The sequence below is a fragment of the Methylomagnum ishizawai genome (assembly GCF_019670005.1).
In the GTDB taxonomy this organism is placed as follows: Bacteria; Pseudomonadota; Gammaproteobacteria; order Methylococcales; family Methylococcaceae; genus Methylomagnum; species Methylomagnum ishizawai.
Map to the genome: position 1 here is coordinate 1 of NZ_AP019787.1, position 14,541 is coordinate 14,541.

The 14,541-nt window shown below is 58.0% G+C and carries 16 protein-coding genes; 2 read left to right on the top strand and 14 right to left on the bottom strand.

Annotated elements, in window-relative coordinates; all coding sequences use genetic code 11:
* Positions 1 to 456: 456 nt before the first annotated feature.
* The 9 genes from K5658_RS22750 to K5658_RS22785 all read right to left on the bottom strand — a co-directional run bounded on the left by K5658_RS22750 (position 457) and on the right by K5658_RS22785 (position 5,848).
* Complete coding sequence (locus tag K5658_RS22750) at positions 457 to 861, bottom strand: PIN domain-containing protein (protein ID WP_221067435.1); 405 nt, start codon at positions 859 to 861, stop codon at positions 457 to 459.
* Positions 851 to 1,168 carry a hypothetical protein gene (locus tag K5658_RS22755; RefSeq protein ID WP_221067436.1) on the bottom strand — a complete coding sequence of 106 codons (318 nt, stop codon included), beginning with the start codon at positions 1,166 to 1,168 and terminating at the stop codon, positions 851 to 853. The genes K5658_RS22750 and K5658_RS22755 overlap by 11 nt, the downstream gene beginning before the upstream one ends.
* Positions 1,169 to 1,297: a hypothetical protein gene (locus tag K5658_RS24055; protein WP_281425996.1), complete on the bottom strand. Its 129-nt coding sequence runs from the start codon at positions 1,295 to 1,297 to the stop codon at positions 1,169 to 1,171.
* A complete protein-coding gene (locus K5658_RS22760; RefSeq protein WP_221067437.1) occupies positions 1,294 to 1,872 on the bottom strand; it encodes a recombinase family protein in 579 nt (192 codons plus the stop codon). Before K5658_RS22760 ends, K5658_RS24055 begins: the two co-directional genes overlap by 4 nt.
* A gap of 251 nt (positions 1,873 to 2,123) precedes the next feature.
* Positions 2,124 to 2,876, bottom strand: coding sequence for an aquaporin Z (aqpZ, locus tag K5658_RS22765; RefSeq protein ID WP_221067438.1), 753 nt, complete (start codon positions 2,874 to 2,876; stop codon positions 2,124 to 2,126).
* 231 nt (positions 2,877 to 3,107) lie between these two features.
* On the bottom strand, positions 3,108 to 3,353 hold the full coding sequence (locus K5658_RS22770; RefSeq protein ID WP_221067439.1) for a ribbon-helix-helix protein: 246 nt from the start codon (positions 3,351 to 3,353) through the stop codon (positions 3,108 to 3,110).
* Between the two features lie 10 nt (positions 3,354 to 3,363).
* Complete coding sequence (locus K5658_RS22775) at positions 3,364 to 4,005, bottom strand: ParA family protein (RefSeq protein ID WP_221067440.1); 642 nt, start codon at positions 4,003 to 4,005, stop codon at positions 3,364 to 3,366.
* Between the two features lie 186 nt (positions 4,006 to 4,191).
* A complete protein-coding gene (locus K5658_RS22780; protein ID WP_221067441.1) occupies positions 4,192 to 4,701 on the bottom strand; it encodes a PIN domain-containing protein in 510 nt (169 codons plus the stop codon).
* 10 nt (positions 4,702 to 4,711) lie between these two features.
* Positions 4,712 to 5,848 (bottom strand): helix-turn-helix domain-containing protein, encoded by a 1,137-nt coding sequence (locus K5658_RS22785; protein WP_221067442.1) that lies wholly within the window; start codon positions 5,846 to 5,848, stop codon positions 4,712 to 4,714.
* Positions 5,849 to 6,114: 266 nt separating this feature from the next.
* Here K5658_RS22785 and K5658_RS22790 point away from each other — a divergent pair, with 266 nt between their 5' ends.
* A complete protein-coding gene (locus K5658_RS22790; protein WP_221067443.1) occupies positions 6,115 to 6,453 on the top strand; it encodes a CRISPR-associated endonuclease Cas3'' in 339 nt (112 codons plus the stop codon).
* On the opposite strand, the gene K5658_RS22795 is transcribed toward K5658_RS22790, so the two are convergent.
* Both K5658_RS22795 and K5658_RS22800 read right to left on the bottom strand, forming a co-directional pair.
* Positions 6,401 to 7,117, bottom strand: a complete 717-nt coding sequence (locus tag K5658_RS22795) for a M48 family metallopeptidase (protein WP_221067444.1) — start codon at positions 7,115 to 7,117, stop codon at positions 6,401 to 6,403. The genes K5658_RS22790 and K5658_RS22795 overlap by 53 nt on opposite strands.
* Positions 7,114 to 10,218 carry a type I restriction endonuclease subunit R gene (locus K5658_RS22800; protein WP_221067445.1) on the bottom strand — a complete coding sequence of 1,035 codons (3,105 nt, stop codon included), beginning with the start codon at positions 10,216 to 10,218 and terminating at the stop codon, positions 7,114 to 7,116. Before K5658_RS22800 ends, K5658_RS22795 begins: the two co-directional genes overlap by 4 nt.
* A 118-nt stretch (positions 10,219 to 10,336) precedes the next feature.
* Here K5658_RS22800 and K5658_RS22805 point away from each other — a divergent pair, with 118 nt between their 5' ends.
* Complete coding sequence (locus K5658_RS22805) at positions 10,337 to 10,528, top strand: hypothetical protein (protein ID WP_221067446.1); 192 nt, start codon at positions 10,337 to 10,339, stop codon at positions 10,526 to 10,528.
* On the opposite strand, the gene K5658_RS22810 is transcribed toward K5658_RS22805, so the two are convergent.
* From K5658_RS22810 to K5658_RS22820, 3 genes are read right to left on the bottom strand one after another with little or no spacing between them, the layout of a single operon-like run.
* Positions 10,525 to 10,713, bottom strand: a complete 189-nt coding sequence (locus K5658_RS22810; protein ID WP_221067447.1) for a hypothetical protein — start codon at positions 10,711 to 10,713, stop codon at positions 10,525 to 10,527. The genes K5658_RS22805 and K5658_RS22810 overlap by 4 nt on opposite strands.
* On the bottom strand, positions 10,710 to 11,948 hold the full coding sequence (locus K5658_RS22815; protein WP_221067448.1) for a restriction endonuclease subunit S: 1,239 nt from the start codon (positions 11,946 to 11,948) through the stop codon (positions 10,710 to 10,712). Before K5658_RS22815 ends, K5658_RS22810 begins: the two co-directional genes overlap by 4 nt.
* Positions 11,939 to 14,359 carry a type I restriction-modification system subunit M gene (locus K5658_RS22820; protein WP_221067449.1) on the bottom strand — a complete coding sequence of 807 codons (2,421 nt, stop codon included), beginning with the start codon at positions 14,357 to 14,359 and terminating at the stop codon, positions 11,939 to 11,941. The genes K5658_RS22815 and K5658_RS22820 overlap by 10 nt, the downstream gene beginning before the upstream one ends.
* Between the last annotated feature and the right edge of the window lie 182 nt (positions 14,360 to 14,541).

Below are 14,541 nucleotides of genomic sequence, written 5' to 3' on the forward strand. Positions count from 1 at the left end.
CGCCTTATAGGCCGCGCTTTGCGTTTCCTGTTTGTGGACCTCGCGTTCGCCGCCATCAGGGAAGCAATGACGGTGGCGTTGGGCAATTCGATTTTATGGGTGCGTCGCCGTGGTCGTTGTTGTGGGTGGGGGTGGTGTTCATGCCGCGCCCTCCGTTGCCTTGCGTGCGCCCCTGTCGGCGCTCTCGAAAACGTCCGCCGCCCGGTCGAGTCCGCCCGCGATGAAATCCAGGTTCAGGCACAGGGCGTAATCGGGCGGATGGGGAAAGGGTGGTGGTGCCCTGGAATTCGGGCAAATCTCGGGCGGTCCCGCTACAATCGGGGGTATTCATGGTCGCAATCTCCTAATCAGATTGCGGTTGTGATAGGGAGGCGCGGCGATTCGACCCGCCGCGCCATCCCGAACTATTCGCCCTGGTCCTCGGGCATCCCGGCATTCCCCGCGCCGGGTCGGGATTCAGATAAATGGATTGACGATGGTCAATCGGTGGTCGATAACCTGCCCGTGCTGCATATCTTCTGAATAGAGCGTGCGGCATCCCGCTTCCATCGCCGTCGCCACAATCAGGCTGTCGTAAATGGAAAAGCCGTAGCGTTCCGCCACTCCCAACGCCCGCCGGATGGTTGCCGATTCAATAACCCGAACACGGCAGGTATCTAGCAATATGTCGTGGAAGGCTTCGATTTCCGCCACGCTACGCCCGAACTTGCGCCGCATGACATTGGCTGATTCCGCCAATACCTGGGTCGATAAAACGCCGCCATCGCTCAGACGATCCGCCACGCGCTCCTTGCGCCATAAGTCGGTGGACAGGCCATAAAGCACCACATTGGTATCGAGAAACGATGCATCACCGGGCATTGGCTTCCTCGCGGTCGAACTTGAAGCCGGACATTTCAACTTGGAACCCGGATAGGCGGTCAAGCAATGCCGCCTTGCGTTCCGTCGCCTTTATGTCGAGTTGCGGTTGTTCTCCGGCTTGTTCCAGTGCGATTTTGATAACAGCTTGCCAGTCAACACCATTTCGTGGACCAGGATAAGCCGCTCTCAGCTTTTCAATATCTGTTGGATATACCCATACCTCTGGCCTACATAAGCCCTTAGCAAAGCGTTTTTCCCTAAGTTCCCGCTGCCGTTCGCTTCCTGATTTTCGTGTCGTGGTATTCATTTAAGATAAGGTTTTTTCCCATTCTTCCTGCGAAGATTCCCCCAGTAGCTCGGGGTGTTCCGCCGCGATGCGGTCCAGCGCCGCCAAGGATTCCTTGACGGCCTGGAAGTCGATAGTTTTCGCCATCATGCCACCATGCGTTGAATCTGGGTGGCCGCGAAAACCTTGCCGTTCCGGGCCTTGAAACCCTTTTCCGCCAGCACCGCGGCGATTTTGCGGAGGCTCAGGCCCGCCGTATGGAGCCTGCGGGCTTCGGCGATGATTTCCTGTTCAGCGGGCACGTCCACCAGGGCCACGCCATCCCCTGCCAGCGCCTTGCCGTAGGGCACCGCGCCCACCCGTTCGCCCTTGGCCTTCTTGTGCTGCATAGCGGTGGTGGTGTCGATCTTCTCGGAAATGGAAACGAGGTCGGCCCCGGCCTTGTCCAGGCGTTCGGAAATCTCGATGGTGTGCTTGGTGGACCGGGAGAGGCGCGACAGGCTGTAGACCACCAGGGCGTCCCCCTTGCCAACGGCGGACAGGGCAGCGGCGAGTCCGGGCCGGTCGGCCTTGGTGCCGCTGATACCGGCATCCATGAAGACCCCGGCCAGTTCGTAGCCGTTGAGGTCGGCCCACGCGGCGACCTTGGCCTTCTGCGCGTCCAAGGAAACGCCATCGGTGGCTTGTTCCTCGGTGCTGACCCGGATGTAGGCGTAGGCTTTCATGGTGGCGGTTCCCTAAAAATTGTTACTTGGTGATAGACTACCATAATCACTTGGTAACGTAAGATTTTTTCGATACCCGAGTAACGAGCCGGACCCCTGTTACGGAGGGCAAAACCTGACGGTAGAAGGTGGACATGAGAAAGGCCAACCCGGTTGCCCAGGTCGGCCTTTCCATCGAGTGGGAAAAATATCGGATTACGAATTCCAGCTTGGCATCGCCAAGAAACCGCGTTCTTGCCCCATGCGGGGCGCTACGGGAGCGTCTGTGGCCCCCGGATGGGCGCGGCGGCTTGCCAATCTTCGCGATGGATAGCCACCGCCAGCGAGCGATGGACCCAGCCCGCCAAAACCGCGCCGATCATCGGTGCGACCCAAAAGAGCCAAAGCTGGGCCATTGCCCATGTTCCAGCGAACAGTGCGACGCCGGTGCTGCGGGCTGGGTTCACGGAGGTGTTGGTGACCGGGATGCTCACCAGGTGGATCAGCGTCAGGCCCAGGCCGATGGCCAAGGGCGCGAACCCCTGCGGAGCCCGCGAGTCGGTGACGCCCAGGATGATCAGCAGGAACATGAAGGTCATCACGGCCTCGGTCAGGAAACCGGCCCCCAGGGAATAGCCCCCCGGAGAGTGCGGGCCGTAACCATTGGCGGCGAAGCCCGCGCTGGGATCGAAGCCGGGTTTTCCGCTCGCGATCAAATACAGCATCCCGGCGGCGAAAACTGCTCCCAGCACCTGGGCGGCGATGTACGGTGCCAAATCCGACCCCGGTATGCGACCACCCGCCCACAGGCCAAGGGAGACCGCCGGATTGAAATGGCCTCCTGAAATATGCCCGACGGCATAGGCCATCGTCAGCACCGTCAGGCCGAAGGCCAAGGCGACGCCGAGCAGGCCGATGCCGACATCCGGGACCGTGGCCGCGAGTACCGCGCTGCCACAACCGCCGAGTACCAGCCAAAACGTTCCTATGAATTCCGCCGCTGTGCGGCGATAGATCGACCACATGATCAAGCCCTCCATGGTTTCTAAATCGCCAGTCCGCCTTGCGGGTGGCTGGCGGGACAACATCCTGCTTTCCAAGGCGGGGCGGACGGAACGGATTCCATCTGCCCCCGCTAAGGCTACCACCTTGGCTAAATTCCGGCCATCCGCCCTGGAGCCAAGCACCGCGCCGCTTCCAACCGCTTGACCGGCCCAGTTGTCCACAGGAATTGTGGATAACCGGGCGGTCCACTCCTACCGCAATCCCTTTTTTTCCTCCCAGGCGTCCAGCGCCTCTCTCAGGAGTTCGTTCAATTTCAGATCGGCGGACGCGGCCCGTTCCCGGAATCGGCGGCGGAACTGGGGGCTGACTTTGAAGTTCAGCGGGGCGGATGCCGGGCCGGTCGGCGTAGGTTCCGGTGCGCGGCTGGCGGTGTCGGGTGTGGCTTTGCCCTTCACGGCCACCAATCCGGGGGTGAGTTCGGCGTTCTTCTTAGCCATATTTCTTTCCTTATTCCTTTCGTGCTTTCTTGCTATAGCCTAATCGTGCTTTAACGAAGCGCCATAAATCGACGGTTTCCCTGGCGCTACGCCCACGGGGATCGGTTTCCAGCACCGTGCGTCCATCGATCATCGAGGCGGCGTAGTCCACCCGGTCGTGGACGATGGCTGGGGCCACAACGCCATGCTCCGACAGTGCAGCCACGGCTTGGACGGTCAGTTTGGTGTTCGGTTTGGCCTGGGGGACGGCGAACACGAAGGGGCGGTTCGCGTCGGTGGCGAGTTCCACCGTGCGGCCCACGGCGCGGAGGTCGTGGGGGGAGGGCCGGGTGGGGATCAGCACCAGGTCGGCCAGCGCGACCACGGCGCGGATGGATTCCGCGATGGCCGGGGGCGTGTCGATGATGGCGTAGGCGTAGCCCGCCTGGGCCAGGGCTTCGAGCTTGGCGGGGAGTTCCTTCAAGGTGGTCGGGGCAAAGGCGGGAGTTTCAGCTTCGCGCCCGTTCCACCAAGCGGATAGGGAGGCTTGGGGATCGGTGTCGAGCAGGACGCAGGGTCCGGCCCCGTCTCGCTCGGCGGCCACGGCCAGGTGCGCGGCCAGTGTGGTTTTCCCCGCGCCGCCTTTTTGACTGGCGAGTACGATAGTCTTCATTTTTGCCTTTCGTGCTTTCTTTTGATCTGTCTATGTTAGGAGAACGAAAAGACGAAAGGAATATGTGTGCCTCGATTCGATGTTTGTTCAGTCAGTTGCCATTCCCTGGAGGACTGGTTGACGCGGCCCGGTTCGGTATACGGGAAAGCCCCATCGTCGCGACGTGGGCGAAGCTTGGAGCTTGGCTTATGGGTAGGTGGTATTCCGGGAAGTGGCCCGGTCGATTTCGGCATCGAAGCGGTCGATTATGGCCGGGGTGATGTGTTTGGGGTTGAGGGTATGGATGTCCAGAGCAATGGCCTTGGCTTGTTCGGCACCCAGAGCCCCACATGCCGCCAGCTCGATCATGAGGCGCAATCCCCACAGGGTGCGGACACCTTCGCGCTCGCAGGCGCGGTGCAGGGGTTTGTCGTTGGAGACGCAGACCCAGCCGTTCGCTTTGGCGAGGGCGAGGCAAACATGGTCCTGGAAAGACAACGCGCCGCTCTTTTGGCTGGCTTCGTCCAGGATTTCCAGCGGTTCGTCGATGAGGGTCAATCCCAGGCGTCGGCAGCCTGCGGCGTCCAGTTGTTCCACCTCGTCCAGAACTACGCTGGGCACATGGATCGGGCCGAGATGCCGGACGCAGAGCGCCAGGATTCCGGCCTCGGTTTTCGCGTAGTCGATCAGGACATTGGCATCGACGATCAGCAGCATGGACCGGACGTTAGGCCAGCCAGGACAGGGAAAGGTCGCGCATGTCCGCCAAGGGGAGGCGCAGGATTTCGGCGGCGCGGGAGAGGGTGATGATTTCCGCTTCGACGGCCTGTCTCACCAGCCGGTAGAGCCGGTCGCCCTGGAAATCGTGTTGCCCCAGACCTTCCGGTTCGCCGCACGCACGGTAGTGGTCGCGGGTGATGCCGAAGGGTTCGTCATGTTTCAACAAGGGCCGTCCCTTGTGGCGGGCCTTGTATTCCTCGTTGATGCGTTGCCAGACGGGGCGGCGTCGGTCCTCCGGCAAGCCTTGGGCGACCCGGTATAGCACCGTGCGCCAACCGACCCGGAACACCCGTTTCACCTTCAGTACCCGGTCCAGCAGGGCCAACCCCGCCGTCTCCCGCCATTCCCGGCGGAACAGTTCTTCCGGCATGAGGAAATGGGAGGCGAATTGGTCGGCTTCCCGTTCCTGAGTTTCGTCTTCCTGCTCCTGGTCCACATCGTAGGCTCCCAGGTGTAGCAGCAGGTGCCCGAGTTCGTGGGCGGCGCTGAAAATCCAGGCTTCGACCGGCAGCCGCTCCCAGGTGTTGACGATGACCGCCGGGCCACCCTCTTCGTCCGCCACCGACAGGCCCATGAAGGCATCGTTGGCGACAACTACGGAATAGACCTTTATACCTTGGGCTTCCAGCAGGCCGCACAGGTCATGCACCGGCTCGCGCTCGGTCAGGCCGAAATGTGCCCGTGCCAGCCCGGCCACAGTGGCGGGGGCGCGGTCTTCGCCGATCCGGTCGGCCAGGGTTTGCAGCTTGGGGGCGGACAGGTCGCCGGTTAGCCGTTCCAGGTCGGAGAAATCGCGCAGCCAGCGGCCCACGTCGGCCAGCACTTGGCCCCGGCTTTTCAGCCGCTTGAGGGAGCGGAAGCGGACCTTCCGCAAGGGTGCCGCCGGGTTCAGCAGATCGCGCAACGGTACATCGAGGGCACTGGCCAGGGATTTGAGGGTTTCGGCCCGCGGTTGGGCGCGGCCTTGTTCGAGATTGCGGTAAGCGCCACGGGAAAGCCCGGCCTTTGCGGCGAGCTTTTCCTGGGAGAGGTTCCGGTCCTTGCGGTGGCGGATCAGGTGGGTGCCTAGGGTCTGGATGGGCATGGCGGTTCATGGGCGTCGAAATGGTGATTTCGACAGTTTTTGTCGAAATGGTTATTAATACGTCACACCAGGAAAGCGGGTTTTTTTCAAGGTGAATATTCACACTTCCAGAATGTGACGGTTTCTTTGAATTGATGCCGCATATATATGAATTATGAATTAATGGATGGTGAATGTATAAAATTTAGAGCAACGCTATCGTCTACGCCAGAAAAGCAGGGGTCTGGTGTTGCCATGTCGTTAAAAAAACAAAACGAGGTATTTCAATGGTGTACTTCGCGCACAGCAAAAACAAAGCCGGGCAAAGGCATCTGTTGACGGAACATCTACGGAGTGTTTCGGAATTGGCGGGTGGATTCGCGGAAGCTTCTGGCCATGCGGAAGAAGCCCGGTTGGCCGGATTGCTGCACGATCTTGGCAAGTACGGCGACCTTTTCCAAAGACGGTTGGAAGGCAAGGAACATGGGCTGGACCATTGGTCGATGGGGGCTTGGCTGGCTTTGTCGCAACATAAGGCGGTGGCGGCAGCGCTGGCGATTCAGGGCCATCATATTATTCTTTCCAAACCTCCGCCGCTAACGGCAATTCATTCAACTCTACCCTAGCTTCGCGCCAAGTTGGGTAATGTTCCCCCAGGATGGCGATAAAACGGTCGCTATGGGTGGGTTCGATCAAATGAACCATCTCATGCACAACCACATATTCGAGCAAATCCTTGGGTTTTTTCACCAATTCCGTATTCAAGCGGATATGCCCCTTTGCGTGGTTGCAGCTTCCCCACTTGGTTTTCATGCGCTGTAGAAAATAACCGGCGACCTTCACTTTGAGCTTGCTTTCCCACTGGCTAATCAGGGCAGGAATTACCGCGTGAAGAAGGGATTTATGCCATTCGTGGATGATTTCGGCGCGTTTTTCCCGGTCACTACCGGGCCGCACTATGAGGGTAATCCGCTTGTGGTCGAGGGAAACAAAGGGTTTGCATTCCCGTTCGCTGATGGCCAGCAAATGCCGCCGCCCCCACAAATAATGACTTTCGCGTTCTATGAACTGCCGGGGCGTTTCGCGTGCTTGATTTTTCAGCTTCGTTTGTTGCTCGCGTATCCAACCCAGCTTGGAAATCGCATAGGCTCGGGCGACCTCCAAGCGGGTGCCGCTGGGCGCGACGAGCGTTACCCGGCCTTCCGGCGGATGCACTGAAAGGTGGACGTTTTTAACCGCCTTCCGCGTTACGGCGATGAAAATATCCCCGAGTTGGATGGTTTCCGTCATTCATACCCCGGCTGATTCTTGATAATCTCGAACACGGCCTGTGTGGCGGCGCGGTCCCGCTCGAAGATGGGGAACAAGGCATTCTTTACTTGAGCCTCGCGGGTTGGGTCTCCTTTCCAGCCTGACGGGGCGTTCTCCCGTATAGCCAGGTCGATTTTCAAGGCCAAGTCGGCCCGTTCGTCGTCGGCGGTGGGATAACGGAAATTTGTCGCCGGGATCGTCGCGAGGTTGTTGAAAAGGACGGTGGCCTCCCGCTTGCCATGCAGGACGGATGGAATGCCCGCTTCCGGTTGCTTACTGGCCAAACGCTTCACCAGGTCTTCGGCCTTGCGCAGGAATTTCTCGTAGGCTTCGGTCTCTTCCCGGCTTTGCTGGATAAGGTCGTCCAGCAGTTTGGACATTTCTTCATAGAATTTGGGGTCGGTGAGTTGTTCCCGGATGATAGTCTTGCGGACGTTGTTGATAATGCCTTCGGCGACGGCGTTCTTGGATAGCTTGCCCTTTTCGTTGAGCTTGCGGGCGATGGCGTCATGGATGCCGGTCTCGACAATCAACTCGGTCAGGGACATCTCGCCGAGTTGGCCCAGTTCCGCCGCCGGGTCGGCCTGTATGTAGGTGTTGATGAGATGCCGCATATCGGCTTCATACGGCTTGATGTCCAGTTCTTCGACGGCGTGCCGTTTTATGCCCGCCCGCATTTCGGCGTAGAAAGCGGCTTCTTGGTGTAGCGCCGCTATTTCGGCCTCGGAATATCCGGCTTCGGCTAGGTTCTGGACCAGATCGGCAAAGGCGCGGGTAAAAACGGCCACGGCTTTGTAGAACGACACCCGCAGCGGTTCGGCTTCGTCCAGCGCCTTGGGGTTGGCCGCGTCGCCGCAGAAGTAGCGGATGAACTGCTCGATCTCGCGGGGCCTGGGAACCGGTTCACACAGGTAGTCCAGCGCTTGGCGGGCGGCTTCAAGTTGCTTCTTGCCTTCTTCCAGCCAATTCTTCAGATGCACGTTGTTATCGCCGCCGCTGCCTTGGTCGATGTCGAGTTCATCGGAGCTATAGACCGCGATGGCCTGCTGAACGTCGCCAAACAATTCCTTGAAATCGACGATGTGGCCGTAATCCTTGTCTTCGCCGTCCAGCCGGTTGGTACGGCAGATGGCTTGGAACAGGTTGTGGTCGTGCAGTTCGTTGTCCAGGTAGATGTAGGTGCAGCTTGGCGCATCGAAGCCGGTCAATAACTTGCTCACCACGATCAGGAGTTTCATGTTCGCCGGTTCCTCGATGAATCGGCGCTTGGTCTCGTCTTCGTACTGCTTGGTGGTCTGGTTTGGCTTCAGGACGTGCTTGGTGTAGGTGTCGAACTTGTAGCGCTCGTCGCTGTGGGGAGGCTCGCGGGAGATGGCATTGTGGTTCGGCTCGTAGGACGTGATGATGCCGCAGCAGGGGCCGAACATCGTGTTCTGGAACAGCCGGAAATAATGGCAAGCGTCGTAGATGGATGCGGCCACCAGGATGGCGGTGCCCCGGTCGTTGTTCAAGCGCCGCTTGCGTCTGAAATCCTCGATGACATTGGCAATGATGCGGTCTTTGCGCTCGCCTGAACTCATGAGTTCTTCCATCGTCGCCCAGCGCTTGCGCAGAATCGCCTTCTGGAAGTTGTTGAGCGTCTGTGTCGTATCCTTGAACCATTCGTCGATAGCGGCCCGCGAGGTTAGCCTCTGGGGGACGTTGCGGGCCTCGTACTTGAGGTCCAATACCACCTTGTCGGCCACCGCCTGGTGGAACTTGTAGGTATGGATGTAGGTGCCGAATACATCCCGCGTCATCAGCTTGTCTTTGCGTAGGAGCGGGGTGCCGGTGAAGCCGATGAAAATTGCGCCTTCCAGCCAGCGCTTCATTTGCTTGTTCATGTCGCCGCCCTGGGTACGATGGCATTCGTCCACGAACACGTAGAAACGGCCATGCACCCTAGGGGGCGGGCCTTTCAGGTCGGCCACGTCGAACTTATGGATCAGCGCACAGAGCAGGCGCGGCGTGGTGGCCCCGAGTTTCTCGACGAATTCCGCCCGCGAGGTGATGCGCGGCGAAGGGGCGTTTTCGCCGACCACTCCAGCATTCCGCATCACGCCGACAATCTGCTTGTCCAGTTCGTCGCGGTCGGTGACGACCAGGATACGGGCCTCGGGGTCGTGTTCCAGTAGCCACTTGGCGATGAGTACCATCAGGATGCTTTTGCCGCTGCCTTGGGTGTGCCAGATCACGCCCCCCTCGCGTTTGGCGATGCGTTCCTGTGCGGCCTTGACGCCCTGGAATTGGTGCTGGCGCGGCACTTTCTTCTGTCCGGCATCGAAGATGATGAAGTTGCGGATCAAGTCGAGCAGCCGGGCCTTATGGCACAGCTGGGCCAGCGGTCGGTCGAGCCAGCAGCCAGCCTCCAGGATGGGGTCCGCTGCTATCGGCGTTTCATCCTTCCAGGTCACGAAGAACTGTTCCGGCGTGCCGGTGGTGCCGTAGCGCAAGCCTTGGGAATCGTTGCCCGCCAGGACCAGCTGCACCGTGCTGAAAAAGCCCCGGTTAAAAATTTCTTCCTGGTTGGTGATGAGTTGATGCACGGCTTCGGCCACGTCCACCGAAGCCCGTTTTAATTCAATCACCGCGATGGCGATGCCGTTGAGATAAAGCACGAGGTCGGGCCTGCGTTCGTAGCCGCCCTTTAGGGTGACTTCCTCGGCGAGGGCGAAGTCGTTGTTTTCCGGCGTGTTCCAATCGATCAAATGCACCGTCCGATGGGCTTGTCCGGCGGCGACTTGTACCGGGATGCCGTAGCGCAGGCGTTGATAGGTTCGGAGGTTGGCCTGGTAGAGGGTGATGCCGGTGGCGTCGGCGGCGGCTTCCAGCTTGTGCAGGGCGGCGGCGATATGGGCGGGGGAATAGCCGCGGGCCTTGAGGTTGTCGCGCAGTAATTCGGCCTCGATGGGGCGGTTGTTGGCGCGTTGGCTCCATTCGCCCAGGTAGCGGTAGCCCAAGCCGTCGGCCCGCTGGGGGTTGGTAAACAGGTCGATGACGCGGTTCTGGGTCTTGCGTTCGGAGCGGGGAGTTTCAGGCATGGCATTGTCCTGACAAAGTTGTTATTAGTGGCCCACGCCGTCCGCGATGACGAGGACGGCACCGAGATTATCCGCATCGTGTAGGCACGCCGCGCCGACTCGAAAGAGGGGAAGCGTTATGAGCAAAATCGTCCGTTATGAAATCGACTTGAATAACCTGCCGCCCCTGACGGATGAGCAGAAGGCCGAACTCAAGGCATTGCCGGAAATGCCCGACAGCCAAATCGACACCAGCGACATTCCACCACTGGACGCCGATTTTGGGGAAAAGGCGGTAAGAAACCCGCTTCCTATTTACCGGATTGATTAAGGTGTTGGGTTTGTCGCGACAGGCTCAGAGGGCGGAGAATCCTCGCCAACAAAAACCGGCTTTCCCTCGCGCCATACCACGGCATATTGTCCTAAGCGACGCTTGCGCTCCAAGGCTTCGGCGACCGCTTGGGTCAGGCAATCCAACAGTTTTTGTTCTCTGGGCGGAATGGTGATGGTTTTCATACCAAGCGAATCCTACCGGTCAGTAGTTCCTGCATCATGGCCTGTTTGAGGGCGCGGGTTTTGTCGCGGCGGGCTTCGAGGGCGGAAAGCTCGGCGTCCAGGTCGGAGAGTATGGCGGCGATGGCGGTTTGCTCATCAATGGACGGCAAATATAAGGGCAATTGAGCAAACTCGTTTCCATTAATTCCAGGTTGTCCGCTACGCATGGACATCATTCTTACCCAGTCCCAATAAACTTTGCTTTGCACAAAGTTAAAAAGAAAAGATGCGATAAGTTTTGAAGGATCAGGATGAACCCGGATAAGAAATCCAGCAAAAACCAAATCCCCGTCACTCCGATTATATAAATAAGCTTTTCCAACGCTTGCTCCGGTGCGAGCAAATACTAAATCCCCATCATTCAAATAAAAACGGCTTGCATCGGAATGAGAAACAGATACGGGTGATTCTGGTGAAAAGCGGCCATCCTCGGAAATATCGGTAATTCTGATATAAGCAGGCCACCGATCTGAATAAGGAACTGCGGGCGCATTAATTCCATAGTCGGGCCGGCCTATTAAGCACTCGCCAAGTTGCTTTACTTCCCATTCCCCACTAAACCCCGGCAACCGAGTCCGCCCGGTAAGAAGCTGCTGCATGGTGGCCTGTTTAAGGTCGCGCTTCTTGGTAATGAGTTGGTCTAATTTGGCAATCAGGGCATCTATATCGCTTAAAGCGGTGGCGATGGCGCGTTGTTCCAGTAACGGTGGAAATAGGATTGAAATTGACCGAACAAGCGAACTATTTAAATTCTCTTGATTTCCTGTATTACTTAACTTCCTAATTACATCATATTTACTTGCAAGAAAATAAAATATAAATTCCTGAGAAATACCGGATTTTAAGGAAATCGCAGCGCATGCTTGATTAGTAGCTGCTTCAATTCCAAGAACAGCAACTTTACCCCGTGTCTTTCCTTGGCCGTAAAGTGCCATCAAAAGCGTTCCAAAGGGCAACAATTTTGCAGCTGAATTATTTAATCCATCTTTTGTAATGAACTGATCCGCATCGTTTATCGTACAGAAATCAACCTCAGACGTAGTAATCCAAGGAATATCTCCATTCCAATATTTGGCATTAGCACGGGTCGGAGTGCCACCAGCGCTAACAGTGGCAAGCTCACCGAGAAGCTTCATTTTCCAATCCTCCGGGATAACCCCAGCTTCCGTCAGCTTATAACCCGGCTTCACTTCCATACCGCCCCCATCCGCTTGAAATGTTCGCCCACACGGGCCGCCAGCCTTTCCACCTCGTCGTTAAGCTCCGGCAACGGCGTGGCGTAGCGTTCGGCCAATTGCCGAATCCGCCCCGTCAAGCTCTGGGAAACCCGGTCCAATTCCCCCTGAATATCGCCCGATAAGCGCGTCATCCACTTATCGTCCACCACCAAGGTTTTAATCTCGGCCTCGGTCAGCTTGGCATATTGCCCATAAGCCGATTGGTCCAGCGCCGCCTCGGCCTCCCTGACTTTCTTCTTCAACCCGGCCACCCGCTCGCTCAAGGCCAGCCACCGCTTCAACACCTTCAACTCGTCCGCGCCGTCCTCATCCGCGCCAATCTCCCGGACACGATCCTTCACCGCCGCCACGGTGATACTGTCGAAACCGGAAAACGCCGCGTCCTCCCCGCCGTGTTCCTCCTCCAACTCGGCCAGACCCGCGGCGGCGGTTTCCAATTCCGCCTGCTGGGCCTCGATGGCGGCCTGCGCCTCCGCGAAATACCGCGCCACGATGAACGGCTTGGGAATCAGGTCGCACGCCCAACCCTTGTCCCTGGTCTTGCCCTTCTTGTCCGTCTCCACGATGCGGGCCGGTTTCGCCACCCAACCCTCGGCGGCAATCAAATAGGCGTCGTCCTGCATGGTCCCGGCCCAATAATCCATCAAGTGCTGATAAACGTCGTAAGCGTCCAGCAACGGCACGGCGCGGAAGGTCGCCAGCAAATCCTCGGAAACCACCTCGATCAACGCCTTGGGATGCCCGCCCTGGTCGAAAGCGGTCAGGCGGGGCGTGTTCGCCTGCCGCCAGTCCGTGAAATGCTGGGTCGCCGACCGATGGAACGCCGTGAACTCGGCATGGCCAGAAATGGCGGGCTTCACCTCGGACAGCGCCAGCTTGAGCCGGACATAACCGGGCCGCAGCGGCTCGAACAACTCCACGCGCACACTGGGCAATTCCCGCCAATAATCTTCCAAGGCATCCAAATCCCGCTCCGGGATACCGCCCTGCAAATGAGCGTCGATGTCCTGTAAATCCTCCGGTTCCGCGCTGTCGATATAGCGCGGTAGGTTGAGATTGAATGCGTTTTTGGGGTCGGCGATTTCGTCGAACGGCACCATGCGGGCATAACGCGGGTTATCATCCGCCTGCCGCATGAAGGTATCCACGATCTTGTGAATATCCTGCTCGCGCAGTCGGTTCTTATTGCCGTCCTTGATGAAACCCTTGCTGGCATCGACCATAAACACGCCTTTACGGGCGGTGGCGTTTTCCTTGTCCAATACCAGAATACAGGCGGGAATACCCGTGCCATAAAACAGGTTGGCGGGCAAGCCAATAATGCCTTTGAGGATACCGGAACGGACCAACTGCTCCCGGATCGTGGCCTCGGCGTTACCCCTGAACAGCACGCCATGCGGCAGGATACAAGCCGCCTTCGCCGTGCCTTTCATACTGCGGATGATATGCAGCAGATAGGCATAATCGCCCTGCTTGGCCGGTGGCTCGCCCCAGGCGAAACGCTGATAAGGATCGTTGGACGGCGTAAGGCCGGTACTCCAAGTTTTATCGGAAAAGGGAGGATTGGCGACCACATAATCGTAGGTCCGCAGATTTTCACCGTCCTTGAACTTGGGTGCGGCCAGGGTATTGCCCGACAGGATATTCGCGGTCGGAAAGTTGTGCAGGATCATGTTCATACGGGCCAAGCCCGCTGTGGTCACGTCCTTTTCCTGGCCTTCCAGCGTGATGTGCTTACCCGCTTCCGCCGCCACTTTCAGCAGCAGCGACCCCGAGCCGCAAGTCGGGTCATAGGCGGTCGTAGAAGCCCTGGTATTGGCCGATCCAATCCCGATCACCTTGGCGATAACGCGGCTAACCTCGGAAGGCGTGTAAAACTGCCCCTTGCTCTTGCCGGAATCCTGCGCGAAATGACGCATCAAGTATTCGTAGGCATCGCCCAGGATGTCGTCATGCTCAGCCCTATTCTTCGAGAAGTCGAGGGAAGGGTTTTGGAAGATGGCGACCAAATTGGTAAGGCGCTCCACCTTCGCCGCACCTTCCCCGAGTTTATTGGGGTCATCGAAATCGGGGAAATCGCTACGCGCCAAGCGGGAATTACTGGCAACCAAGGGCACGATGATCTGGGTATTGATCCTCTCGCCAATATCGCTTTTACCCTTGAGCGCGATCATATCCTTGAAGCTAGCGCCAGGTGGAATATTCACCGGGGGCGCGAAGTCGTCGCTATCACCGTATTTGTCGCTGATGTACTTGATGAACAGCATGAACAAGACGTAATCCTTGTACTGGCTGGCATCCATGCCGCCGCGCAGTTCATCACAGGAAGCCCAGAGGGAAGAATAGAGGTCTGATTTCTTAATCGCCATATAGAAAAGTTATTCTTTGAACCAAAGTCATTTCTCTTCCCTTCAAAAGCAACGCATAAGTCGCCTACTTTAGGCTAATTTTACCATAAAACTTTCTAATATCAAGCGCTTATACATGATCTCTCCTTGCTTTAGACTAGGTTTTAACTGCCAAATAAAACACTGACATACACCTAGCAATT

Bases quoted from the DNA above. Each gene is read 5' to 3' on its own strand.
- K5658_RS22750 (WP_221067435.1), bottom strand. From the start codon at position 861: ATGCCCGGTGATGCATCGTTTCTCGATACCAATGTGGTGCTTTATGGC.
- K5658_RS22755 (WP_221067436.1), bottom strand. From the start codon at position 1,168: ATGAATACCACGACACGAAAATCAGGAAGCGAACGGCAGCGGGAACTT.
- K5658_RS24055 (WP_281425996.1), bottom strand. From the start codon at position 1,297: ATGATGGCGAAAACTATCGACTTCCAGGCCGTCAAGGAATCCTTGGCG.
- K5658_RS22760 (WP_221067437.1), bottom strand. From the start codon at position 1,872: ATGAAAGCCTACGCCTACATCCGGGTCAGCACCGAGGAACAAGCCACC.
- aqpZ (WP_221067438.1), bottom strand. From the start codon at position 2,876: ATGTGGTCGATCTATCGCCGCACAGCGGCGGAATTCATAGGAACGTTT.
- K5658_RS22770 (WP_221067439.1), bottom strand. From the start codon at position 3,353: ATGGCTAAGAAGAACGCCGAACTCACCCCCGGATTGGTGGCCGTGAAG.
- K5658_RS22775 (WP_221067440.1), bottom strand. From the start codon at position 4,005: ATGAAGACTATCGTACTCGCCAGTCAAAAAGGCGGCGCGGGGAAAACC.
- K5658_RS22780 (WP_221067441.1), bottom strand. From the start codon at position 4,701: ATGCTGCTGATCGTCGATGCCAATGTCCTGATCGACTACGCGAAAACC.
- K5658_RS22785 (WP_221067442.1), bottom strand. From the start codon at position 5,848: ATGCCCATCCAGACCCTAGGCACCCACCTGATCCGCCACCGCAAGGAC.
- K5658_RS22790 (WP_221067443.1), top strand. From the start codon at position 6,115: ATGGTGTACTTCGCGCACAGCAAAAACAAAGCCGGGCAAAGGCATCTG.
- K5658_RS22795 (WP_221067444.1), bottom strand. From the start codon at position 7,117: ATGACGGAAACCATCCAACTCGGGGATATTTTCATCGCCGTAACGCGG.
- K5658_RS22800 (WP_221067445.1), bottom strand. From the start codon at position 10,218: ATGCCTGAAACTCCCCGCTCCGAACGCAAGACCCAGAACCGCGTCATC.
- K5658_RS22805 (WP_221067446.1), top strand. From the start codon at position 10,337: ATGAGCAAAATCGTCCGTTATGAAATCGACTTGAATAACCTGCCGCCC.
- K5658_RS22810 (WP_221067447.1), bottom strand. From the start codon at position 10,713: ATGAAAACCATCACCATTCCGCCCAGAGAACAAAAACTGTTGGATTGC.
- K5658_RS22815 (WP_221067448.1), bottom strand. From the start codon at position 11,948: ATGGAAGTGAAGCCGGGTTATAAGCTGACGGAAGCTGGGGTTATCCCG.
- K5658_RS22820 (WP_221067449.1), bottom strand. From the start codon at position 14,359: ATGGCGATTAAGAAATCAGACCTCTATTCTTCCCTCTGGGCTTCCTGT.